Origin of the sequence: Mesorhizobium sp. M0048, from assembly GCF_040323405.1 — a bacterium.
In the GTDB taxonomy this organism is placed as follows: Bacteria; Pseudomonadota; Alphaproteobacteria; order Rhizobiales; family Rhizobiaceae; genus Mesorhizobium.
Map to the genome: position 1 here is coordinate 1 of NZ_JAMYUV010000092.1, position 9,057 is coordinate 9,057.

General features: G+C 62.0%; 11 protein-coding genes and 2 pseudogenes. 7 read left to right on the forward strand and 6 right to left on the reverse strand.

Annotated features, from left to right (window positions below):
• Positions 1 to 182: 182 nt before the first annotated feature.
• The gene (locus NKJ84_RS32360; protein WP_023674415.1) at positions 183 to 527 is read right to left on the reverse strand and encodes a RidA family protein; all 345 of its coding nucleotides are present in this window, start codon (positions 525 to 527) and stop codon (positions 183 to 185) included.
• Positions 528 to 739: 212 nt separating this feature from the next.
• Between NKJ84_RS32360 and aztA the strand changes: the two genes are divergently transcribed.
• From aztA to NKJ84_RS32380, 4 genes are all read left to right on the forward strand, one after another.
• Positions 740 to 1,552 (forward strand): zinc ABC transporter ATP-binding protein AztA, encoded by an 813-nt coding sequence (aztA, locus tag NKJ84_RS32365; protein WP_352509901.1) that lies wholly within the window; start codon positions 740 to 742, stop codon positions 1,550 to 1,552.
• The gene (gene aztB / locus NKJ84_RS32370) at positions 1,552 to 2,427 is read left to right on the forward strand and encodes a zinc ABC transporter permease AztB (RefSeq protein ID WP_254817491.1); all 876 of its coding nucleotides are present in this window, start codon (positions 1,552 to 1,554) and stop codon (positions 2,425 to 2,427) included. The genes aztA and aztB overlap by 1 nt, the downstream gene beginning before the upstream one ends.
• 22 nt (positions 2,428 to 2,449) lie before the next feature.
• Complete coding sequence (aztC, locus tag NKJ84_RS32375) at positions 2,450 to 3,391, forward strand: zinc ABC transporter substrate-binding protein AztC (protein WP_352509903.1); 942 nt, start codon at positions 2,450 to 2,452, stop codon at positions 3,389 to 3,391.
• A 182-nt stretch (positions 3,392 to 3,573) separates the two neighbouring features.
• The gene (locus tag NKJ84_RS32380; RefSeq protein ID WP_352509905.1) at positions 3,574 to 3,912 is read left to right on the forward strand and encodes a protein tyrosine phosphatase family protein; all 339 of its coding nucleotides are present in this window, start codon (positions 3,574 to 3,576) and stop codon (positions 3,910 to 3,912) included.
• Positions 3,913 to 3,921: 9 nt separating this feature from the next.
• Here the strand turns inward: NKJ84_RS32380 and NKJ84_RS32385 are convergent, their stop codons facing one another.
• On the reverse strand, positions 3,922 to 4,389 hold the full coding sequence (locus NKJ84_RS32385; RefSeq protein WP_254817488.1) for an Lrp/AsnC family transcriptional regulator: 468 nt from the start codon (positions 4,387 to 4,389) through the stop codon (positions 3,922 to 3,924).
• Positions 4,390 to 4,542: 153 nt separating this feature from the next.
• Between NKJ84_RS32385 and hppD the strand changes: the two genes are divergently transcribed.
• The 3 genes from hppD (at position 4,543) to NKJ84_RS32400 (ending at position 6,325) form a co-directional block, all read left to right on the forward strand.
• Positions 4,543 to 5,658, forward strand: a complete 1,116-nt coding sequence (gene hppD / locus NKJ84_RS32390) for a 4-hydroxyphenylpyruvate dioxygenase (protein ID WP_352509906.1) — start codon at positions 4,543 to 4,545, stop codon at positions 5,656 to 5,658.
• Between the two features lie 68 nt (positions 5,659 to 5,726).
• Positions 5,727 to 5,951 (forward strand): type II toxin-antitoxin system Phd/YefM family antitoxin, encoded by a 225-nt coding sequence (locus NKJ84_RS32395; protein WP_254817725.1) that lies wholly within the window; start codon positions 5,727 to 5,729, stop codon positions 5,949 to 5,951.
• Complete coding sequence (locus tag NKJ84_RS32400) at positions 5,948 to 6,325, forward strand: type II toxin-antitoxin system VapC family toxin (protein WP_352509908.1); 378 nt, start codon at positions 5,948 to 5,950, stop codon at positions 6,323 to 6,325. Before NKJ84_RS32395 ends, NKJ84_RS32400 begins: the two co-directional genes overlap by 4 nt.
• Here the strand turns inward: NKJ84_RS32400 and NKJ84_RS32405 are convergent.
• From NKJ84_RS32405 to NKJ84_RS32420, 4 genes and pseudogenes are all read right to left on the reverse strand, one after another.
• Positions 6,326 to 6,879, reverse strand: a pseudogene (locus NKJ84_RS32405) (DinB family protein).
• A gap of 4 nt (positions 6,880 to 6,883) precedes the next feature.
• The gene (locus NKJ84_RS32410) at positions 6,884 to 7,177 is read right to left on the reverse strand and encodes a hypothetical protein (RefSeq protein ID WP_352509909.1); all 294 of its coding nucleotides are present in this window, start codon (positions 7,175 to 7,177) and stop codon (positions 6,884 to 6,886) included.
• A complete protein-coding gene (locus NKJ84_RS32415; RefSeq protein ID WP_352509910.1) occupies positions 7,174 to 8,196 on the reverse strand; it encodes a fumarylacetoacetate hydrolase family protein in 1,023 nt (340 codons plus the stop codon). The genes NKJ84_RS32410 and NKJ84_RS32415 overlap by 4 nt, the downstream gene beginning before the upstream one ends.
• Positions 8,197 to 8,244: 48 nt before the next feature.
• A pseudogene (locus NKJ84_RS32420) lies at positions 8,245 to 8,955 on the reverse strand (MBL fold metallo-hydrolase); the annotation flags it as partial.
• Between the last annotated feature and the right edge of the window lie 102 nt (positions 8,956 to 9,057).

Below are 9,057 nucleotides of genomic sequence, written 5' to 3' on the forward strand. Positions count from 1 at the left end.
GGGTTCGGCCCAACCCCTCGCCTCTGTGGGGTGGTGTGTGGATAAATTTCCCGGGGGGGGGATTTTGGTCCGGGGGGGTGGGGGCGGAGCAACCTCGCCGACCCCACCCCGTCTCGCAGTCTCCGCTTCGCTTCGACTACTCGCCGACCCTCCCCTCGAGGGGGAGGGTTAGAGCCGCATTCTCAAATCGCCGCGGTAACAATGATCTCGACCAGATATTCCGGTCCGGCAAGTTTCGCTTCGCCCGTGGCGCGGGCCGGCGTGTTGCCCTGCGGCACCCATTTGTCCCATTCCGCGTTCATCTCGGCAAAGGTGCTCATGTCGGCCAGCCAGATGATCGCCTGCAGGATCTTGGTTTTGTCGGTGCCGGCCTTGGCCAGCAATTCGTCGATCGCCGCCAGAATGTCCCTGGTCTGGGCACCGACGTTTCCGCCCGGCTTGCCGACCTGACCGGCCAGATAGACGGTGTTGCCGTGGATGACGATCTGGCTCATGCGTGGGCCTACATCGATGCGACGAATGCTCATTGGATATTCCTTCTCCTCTTGTCAGCTGCGCCTGTTTAGGGGCCGGGTTCGCCGGGAGCAAGGCCGCTCGAGCGGAACTTCTTGAGCCAAGCCAATGCACACAACATGACGGCCCGGCCGCAATTCCGCCCGATTGGCTTGTTGACTAATGTAATAACATCACATATCGAATCCGCCCCTGCACCACCGATCGTCGCCCCATGGATCGTCACATGAGCCAAACCTGCCTGACCTTCCGCGACCTGACGCTGGGCTACAACAGCCACCCAGCGATCCACCACCTCGATGGTACGATCCGCAAGGGGTCGTTGACGGCGGTCGTCGGCGCCAACGGCTCCGGCAAGTCGACGCTGATGAAGGGCATTGTCGGCGTCCTGAAGCCGATGGCCGGTGCGGTGATCCGGGCGCCCGGCGTGCGCGCCGCCTATCTGCCGCAGCAATCGGAGCTCGACCGTTCCTTTCCGGCCCGTGTCGTCGACCTGGTTTCACTTGGCCTATGGCCGCGGCGCGGCATGCTCGGCCGTTATACAAGGGAAGATCGCGACTCGGTCAGCGAGGCGCTGATGGCCGTCGGCCTCGGCGGTTTCGAGAAGCGCCCGATCGACACGTTGTCGGGCGGCCAGCTGCAGCGCACGCTGTTTGCCCGCGTGCTGTTGCAGGATGCCGAGCTCATCCTGCTCGACGAGCCGTTCAACGCCGTCGATGCCAAGACGGTCGGTGACCTGATCGCGCTGATCAAGCGCTGGCACGGCGAGGAGCGCACGATCATGGTTGTGGTCCACGATCTCGATCTGGTGCGGCAGAATTTCCCCGAAACACTGCTGCTGGCGCGCCAGCCGATCGCTTGGGGAGAGACCAGGGAGACGCTGCGGCCGGAGAATTTGTTGCGTGCGCGTCGCTTCCACGAGGCCTGGGAGGATAACGCGCCATGGTGTGAGCCCAGCGAGCATGATCACCAGCACAGTGGCCACGAACACGGCCATGACCATGACCATCATCACGGCCCCGGGCCGACGGCGGCGTGATGGACGTGCTCTACGGTCTGTTCGTCGCTCCGTTCGCCGACTACGCCTTCATGCAGCGGGCGCTCGCCGGTTCGATGATGCTGTCGCTCGGCGCCTGCCCGGTCGGCGTTTTCCTGATGCTGCGGCGCATGAGCCTGTCCGGCGACGCCATGGCGCATGCCATCCTGCCGGGTGCTGCCGCAGGCTTCCTGTTCTATGGCCTGGAAATCCTGCCGATGACTATCGGCGGACTGATCGCCGGCATCATCGTGGCGCTCGGCGCCGGCGCCGTCTCGCGCTTCACCATCCAGCGCGAGGATGCCTCGATGGCGGCCTTCTATCTGATTTCGCTGGCCATCGGCGTGCTTATGGTGTCGATCCGCGGTTCCAGCGTCGATCTCATGCATGTGCTGTTCGGCACCGTATTGGCGCTCAACAACGAGGCGCTGACGCTGATCGGCGGCATCGTCGTGGTGACGCTGGCCAGCCTCGCCATCTTCTGGCGGGCGCTGGTCGCCGAATGCCTCGACCCTTTGTTCCTGCGCTCGGTCAGCCGGATGGGCAGCCCGGTGCATTTCATCTTTCTCGGCCTCGTCGTGCTCAATCTCGTGGGTGGTTTCCAGGCGCTCGGCACCTTGCTGTCGGTCGGGCTGATGATGCTGCCGGCGGCGGCGGCCCGCTTCTGGACGTCGCGCGTCGAGCCGATGTGCGTGTTGGCCACAGTGATCGGCTTTGCCTCCTGCATTGCCGGGCTGCTGTTGTCCTACCATGCGTCACTGCCCTCCGGCCCGGCCATCATCCTGTCCGCCGGCGTCGTCTATTTCGCCTCGATCCTGTTCGGCACGCGCGGCATCCTGCGCGCCCGCATCGTCCATCACCGCCACAGAACTGCCTGATCCCAACAAGGAGAAACTGTCCATGCTGAAATCGATCCGCACCGCGTTGGCCGTGAGCGTTATAACATTAACCGCCCTTGGCGCTTCGTCGGCCTTTGCTGAGCCGTTGAAAGTGGTCGCCAGCTTCACCATCATCGCCGATTTCGCCAAGAATGTCGGCGGCGACCGCATCGATCTGACCACCATCGTCGGGCCGGACGGCGACGCCCACGTCTACGAGCCGAGCCCTGCCGATGCGGTGGCCATGGCCAAGGCCGACATCGTGCTGGTCAACGGCCTGCATTTCGAAGGTTTTCTGCAGCGCCTGGTCGACGCCAGCGCTACCAAGGCTTCGATTGCCGTGCTGACCAAGGGGGTCACGCCCATCAATTTCAAACCCGAATTCGCCGAGGCCGACGCCGCCGAAGGCGCGGAAACCGATGGCGGCAAGACGGTCACCGATCCGCACGCCTTCCAGTCGATCGCCAACGCCAAGATCTATGTGAAGAACATCGCCGACGCCTTTTGCACGGCCGACGCTGCGGGTTGCGACAGCTACAAGGCCAATGCAGCCGCCTATACGCAAAAGCTCGATGCGCTCGAGGGCGAAGTGCAGGCGGCGATCCAGTCGATCCCGCAAGAGAAGCGCGTCGTCATCACCTCGCATGATGCCTTCGGCTATTTCGAGAAGGCCTATGGCTTGACCTTCCTGGCCCCGGAAGGCGTGTCGACCGAGTCGGAGCCTTCCGCCGCCGACGTGGCCAAGCTGGTCAGCCAGGTGAAGCAGGACAAGGCGGCGGCGATCTTCGTCGAGAACATCACCAATCCGCGGCTGATCGAGCAGATCGCCAGCGAGACCGGCATCAAGGTGGGCGGCACGCTCTATTCCGATGCGCTGTCGCAGCCCGACGGCCCGGCCGCGACCTATATCGACCTGATGCGCAACAACATCGCCCAGATCAAAGGCGCGATCCTCGGCAGCTGAGCGATCGACCTCGTACATCCAGCCGGGCTGGCGTATGGCGCATCCAAGCACACGCGGCGCTGTCCGGCTGGATTTCCGGCATCGAAATCTCTATCTGCGCGGATGGATTTCTTTTCGCGCGGATTGCCGACCGGGTCAGGGAGTGGCAAGACTGCCGCTAACCAGATTGCGAGGACACCGCCATGGAATACCGACAGATCAGCGAGGACTATTCGGTCTCGGGCCAGATCCAGCCCGAGGACGTCGCGACCATCAAGGCCGCCGGCTTCAGAAGCGTGATCTGCAACCGGCCGGACGATGAGCAGCCCGGCCAGCCATCGGCCGACACCGTCAAGGCGGCGGTCGAGGGCGCCGGGCTCGCCTTCCGCTACATCCCCGTCATCAGCGGCCAGATCACGGCCGAGAATGTCGAGGACCAGGCCGAGGCGCTTGAGGAACTTGAAGGCCCGGTCTTCGCTTACTGCCGTTCCGGCGCCCGCTGCACCAATCTTTATGGGCTGATCCAGCAGTCGAAGGGGTGACATTCGCCCTCAGATCGGTAGCGCGCCGGTTTCCTTCAGCGTCTCCAGCACGATCGCCGTCTTCACGTGCTGCACGGATTCGTGCGGCAGCAGCACGCTGTTGACGAATTCCGACAGCGACTTCAGGTCGGGCGTCACCACTTTCAATATATAGTCCATCTCGCCCGTCAGCGCGTGCGCTTCCTGCACTTGCGGCAGCCGCGCCACCAATTCGCCGAAACGCCGCGCATTGTCGCGGTTGTGAGTGGCAAGCGTCACCGAGATGACGTTGACAAGGGAAAAGCCGAGCTTGTCGCGGTCGAGCACCGCCCGGTAGCCTTTGATATAGCCGTCCTCCTCCAGCCGCTGGCGACGGCGCGAGCATTGCGAAGCGGACAGGTTCACCCGTTCCGAGAGGTCGTTGTTGGTCAGGCGTGCATCGCCCTGCAGCAGAGCCATTATCTTGCGGTCAAACTGGTCGATGCGCGCCTCATCCATGAATTTCGGCTCCGCAGTGCACAACTCGCGCATAATCAGACCATTTTAAGCGTTTGAATGCAAGCAATTTGCACTCGCTCCGCGCTATGATTGCGCTCAGATATGGCCGACGCGGCCAAGGCCAGATTTCAGGCCAGATTTCGGAGCAATGCCATGGGTCCCTTCCCGCACGACGCACCGCCCGCCAAGATCAGCAAAACCAATCCCGCCGGCACCGACGGCTTCGAATTCGTCGAATTCGCGCATGCCGAGCCAGAAAAGCTCGCCGAACTGTTCACCCGTATGGGCTATGTGCCGGTCGCCAGGCACCGCAGCAAGAACATTACCGTCTGGCGGCAAGGCGACATCAATTATGTCGTCAATGCCGAACCCGGCTCGCATGCCATGAAATTCGTCGACAAGCACGGCCCTTGCGCCGCCTCAATGGCGTGGCGGGTGGTCGATGCCAGGCATGCCTTCGACCATGCGGTAGCCAGGGGCGCGACGCCCTATGAAGGCAACGACAAGACGCTCGATGTGCCGGCGATCGTCGGGATCGGCGGATCGCTGCTCTATTTCATCGAAGCCTACGGCGAGAAGGGGTCGGCTTACGACGCCGAGTTCGACTGGCTGGGCGAGCGCAACCCCAGGCCGGAAGGCGTCGGCTTCTACTATCTCGACCACCTCACCCACAATGTCTATCGCGGCCAGATGGACAAATGGTGGGATTTCTACCGCGACCTGTTCGGCTTTAAGCAGATCCATTTCTTCGACATCGACGGCAAGATCACCGGCCTGGTCAGCCGCGCCATCACCTCGCCGTGCGGCAAGATCCGCATCCCGCTCAACGAGTCCAAGGACGAGACCAGCCAGATCGCCGAATATCTGAAAAAGTATAATGGCGAGGGCATCCAGCACATCGCCGTCGGTACCGACAACATTTACGACGCCACCGACCGGCTGGCCGAAAACGGCCTGAAGTTCATGCCGGGTCCGCCGGAGACCTATTACGACATGTCCCATGCTCGCGTGAACGGCCACGATGAGCCGATCGAGCGTATGAAGAAGCACGGCATCCTGATCGACGGCGAAGGCGTGGTCGACGGCGGCACGACCAAGATCCTGCTGCAGATTTTTTCGAAAACCGTCATCGGGCCGATCTTCTTCGAATTCATCCAGAGAAAGGGCGACGAAGGCTTTGGCGAGGGCAATTTCCGCGCTTTGTTCGAATCGATCGAGCAGGACCAGATCAAGCGCGGCGTGCTGAGGGTGGACGGCAAGGCAGCGTAGCCAGCTCGGCCGAGGTGTCTTGTGGTTTGATCAATTATGACCTAAATTATGGTCATAAGGATCGAGTCATGAATGTTTCTATTGCCGAAGCCAAGGCCAAATTGTCGGAACTCGTCAGCCGCGCGGAAGCCGGCGAGGAGATCGTGCTCACACGCCACGGCAAGGTGGCGGCGCGTATCGTAGCTCCGGCAGTGGCCGAACCCCTGCCGCGTATCGGCGCATTGAAGGGCAAGATCTGGATTGCGGACGATTTTGATGAACTCGGTCCCGAGTGGGATGAGTACGTGAAATGACGGTCGGCCCGTTTCTCGCCGACACACACATCATCCTCTGGTCGATTTCGGACGATCGACGTCTCAGCGAGCACCACCGCGTTATTCTGGCTTCGGAAGCGGTGGTGTTCGCGAGCGCGGCAAGCATCTGGGAAATTGCCATCAAACGTTCGATCAGAAAACTTAATGCGCCGGACGATCTGCCAACGCTGCTTCCAAGGATGCAATTTCAGCCGCTCGCCGTAACCTTCCAGCACGCGAACGCCGTCGGCGGCCTACCCCACCACCATGGTGATCCGTTCGACAGGCTTCTGATTGCGCAGGCGCAAGTGGAGAACCTCACCATCCTGACATCCGACCCGCATTTCGCCCGTTACGATGTGGCTTTGGCATGATTATCCAAGCAGTTGGTCTCGCAAGCCCAGCCGCTCAACCTCCGCTTTCCTGAGTTTCACATCGTAATCGAGGAAGAACTCGTCGAGTTGCGGCGGTTTCACCGAGGTGCCGGACAGCATCGCGTGCACCTGGCCGCGATGATGGATGTCGTGGATGAAGAGATGGGCGAGCAAATCGCCGATCCGCTCCGGTAGCATGCCGTCCTCGCGCCGGTCGGTGAGAACGCGGCGCCCGAGATCGTCCGCCGACAGGCGGTCGCAAAAGGCGATCAGCCGCCGATCGGCCTCCGCCTGTTCAACAAAAAGCGCCTTGGCATCATTGAACGGCACAAAATCGTCATGGGCGGCGGCGCCGACGCCGCTCTCTTCGAGAAAATCGAGATAGAGGTGATCGACCGCGAGAATGTGGTTCAGCGTTGCCTGATCGATGGGAAGAAGCTTATCCTTTCAGCTTCGAATTCGCCGGGCTCAAGCTGCAGCACGGCACGATAGAGCCGGTCGTTGGACCACAGATTGTTAGCTGCCATGCGGCGGAAATGGTTCAGCAGGTCCATGACTTCACGCCGCTGACCGGACCAAAGACAGGCCCGCCCACATGAGCACGAATCCGGCGATGACGATCAGCAGAAGCCGGATCATGTGCCGCCGCATGGCTTGCGTTTCCTGGTCCCGTGCGACGTTGGTGTTGGTGACGGTATGGAACATCATCGCCTTGCGCGGAAAGCCGCTGCGGTTGGTCAGGCCGGGCGAGCGCGCCTCGATGCGGTAGCTCAGGCGGACCGCCAGGATGAAGATCGCCAGCATGACAAGGGCCCAGACACCGCACAGCAGGTAGAACGTCTTGCCCGTCATTCTCTTGCCCCGTCGTATTTCTCGACCTTCTGCTCGATGGCGCCGAAGATCGAATGCCCGCCTCTGTCCTTCATCTCGATGCGCACGGTATCGCCAAAGCGCAGGAAGGGCGTTTTCGGTCCGCCGGCCTCAATAGTCTCGATCATCCGCAACTCGGCGATACAGGAATAGCCGGCGCCGCCTGCCGAGACAGGCTTGCCCGGCCCGCCGTCGAGCTTGTTGGAGACGGTGCCCGAACCGACGATGGTGCCGGCGGCCAACGGTCGCGTTTTTGCGGCGTGAACAATCAGCGCCGGAAAGTCGAAGGTCATGTCGATGCCGGCGTTCGCCCGGCCGAACGGCTTGCTGTTGAGATCGACCAGCAGCGGCAGGCTGACCTTGCCGCCGTCCCAGGCATCGCCCAGCTCTTCCGGCGTCACCGCTACCGGCGAAAAGGCCGATGACGGTTTCGACTGGTAGAAGCCGAACCCCTTGGCAAGCTCGGGTCCGGTCAGGCCGCGCAGCGTCACATCGTTGACCAGCATGACCAAGCGGATCGCTGCCCGCGCCTCTTCGAGGCTTGCGCCCATCGGCACATCGTCAACTATGACCGCGACCTCTCCTTCCATGTCGATGCCAAGGGTCTCGTCGGTCATGCGGATTGGGTCCCGCGGTGCGAGGAAAGCGTCCGAGCCGCCCTGGTAGATCAGCGGATCGGTCCAGAAGCTTGCCGGCATCTCGGCGCCGCGCGCTTTCCGCACCAGTTCGACATGGTTCACATAGGCCGAGCCATCGGCCCATTGGTAGGCGCGCGGCAGCGGCGAATGGGCGTCGTGCTCGTGAAAGCGAGCCGACGGCACCGCATTATTCTCTAGCGATTCAGCCATGGCAGCGAGATGCGGCGCGATCCGAAGCCAGTCGTCAAGCGCGGCCTGCAGCGTCTGCACCAGAAACGAAGCATCGGTGAACCGTGTCAGGTCGCGCGAGACGACGACAAGCTTTCCGTCGCGCGTCCCATCCTTCAATGTGGCAAGCTTCATGCGGTTTCCTCTCCTGGCGCAGCTTTGGTGCTGCTTTGATTTTTTGTTCTACGCATGATCTCTTCCGAAAACCGGTTTCCACTTTTCGGGATCATGCTCCAGCTCCACAACAAGGCCGTCGCGTGCGATCGTCAAGTCGCCGGCCCATGTTTTCCTGACGGCGGCAATCCAGTCGGCCTCGCCGATCTCGGGATCGTCGGCGGGAATGAGATGGTTGAGGACCAGTCTTTTGACGCCTGCATCACTGGCGATGCGGCCCGCTTCCTCGGCAAAGCTATGGCTGGCAAGCAGGTGTTCCCTCAGCCTTGCGCCGTTGCCGGTCTTCGCGACCAGCCGCTCGATACCCTCTTCCAGCATGGCCTCGTGGACCAGGACGTCGGCGCCTTGGGCGAAATCCGCCAATGGCGGAAAGAACGCCGTATCCGACGAGAAGACGATGCTTTGCCCCGCATGGTCGAAGCGCAGCGCAAAGCAGTCCGTCACCGGCGGGTGGTCGACGCGCAAGGCCGATATTTTGAGGCCGCGCTCTTCCGCCACCTGGCCTTCACCAAACTCGACGATCGAGACCAGGTCGCGGAGATCCGGCCGCCCTTCATCGGCGATGCGGATCTCGATGTCGAACTCCATCGCCTGGCAAAAGCGTTGCCAATAATAGGCGGTGCCGGGCGGGCCGAATACGGTGGCCTTTGTTGCCAGGCCGGCCGTCCACGCGGTGTGGATCAATGGTCCGAGTTCGAGCACATGGTCGGAATGCAAATGGTACGACCCGGAGACATGGGTAACAGAATGTACCTAAGACATGGGTGACAACCTCGTGCCGAACGGGTTGTCGATGGTCTGCAAGGTTCTCTGTTCCAGGTC

Excerpts from the sequence above, each read along its gene's own strand:
- aztC (WP_352509903.1), top strand. The coding sequence starts at position 2,450 with ATGCTGAAATCGATCCGCACCGCGTTGGCCGTGAGCGTTATAACATTA.
- NKJ84_RS32415 (WP_352509910.1), bottom strand. The coding sequence starts at position 8,196 with ATGAAGCTTGCCACATTGAAGGATGGGACGCGCGACGGAAAGCTTGTC.
- hppD (WP_352509906.1), top strand. The coding sequence starts at position 4,543 with ATGGGTCCCTTCCCGCACGACGCACCGCCCGCCAAGATCAGCAAAACC.
- aztB (WP_254817491.1), top strand. The coding sequence starts at position 1,552 with ATGGACGTGCTCTACGGTCTGTTCGTCGCTCCGTTCGCCGACTACGCC.
- NKJ84_RS32400 (WP_352509908.1), top strand. The coding sequence starts at position 5,948 with ATGACGGTCGGCCCGTTTCTCGCCGACACACACATCATCCTCTGGTCG.
- NKJ84_RS32410 (WP_352509909.1), bottom strand. The coding sequence starts at position 7,177 with ATGACGGGCAAGACGTTCTACCTGCTGTGCGGTGTCTGGGCCCTTGTC.
- aztA (WP_352509901.1), top strand. The coding sequence starts at position 740 with ATGAGCCAAACCTGCCTGACCTTCCGCGACCTGACGCTGGGCTACAAC.
- NKJ84_RS32380 (WP_352509905.1), top strand. The coding sequence starts at position 3,574 with ATGGAATACCGACAGATCAGCGAGGACTATTCGGTCTCGGGCCAGATC.
- NKJ84_RS32395 (WP_254817725.1), top strand. The coding sequence starts at position 5,727 with ATGAATGTTTCTATTGCCGAAGCCAAGGCCAAATTGTCGGAACTCGTC.
- NKJ84_RS32385 (WP_254817488.1), bottom strand. The coding sequence starts at position 4,389 with ATGGATGAGGCGCGCATCGACCAGTTTGACCGCAAGATAATGGCTCTG.
- NKJ84_RS32360 (WP_023674415.1), bottom strand. The coding sequence starts at position 527 with ATGAGCATTCGTCGCATCGATGTAGGCCCACGCATGAGCCAGATCGTC.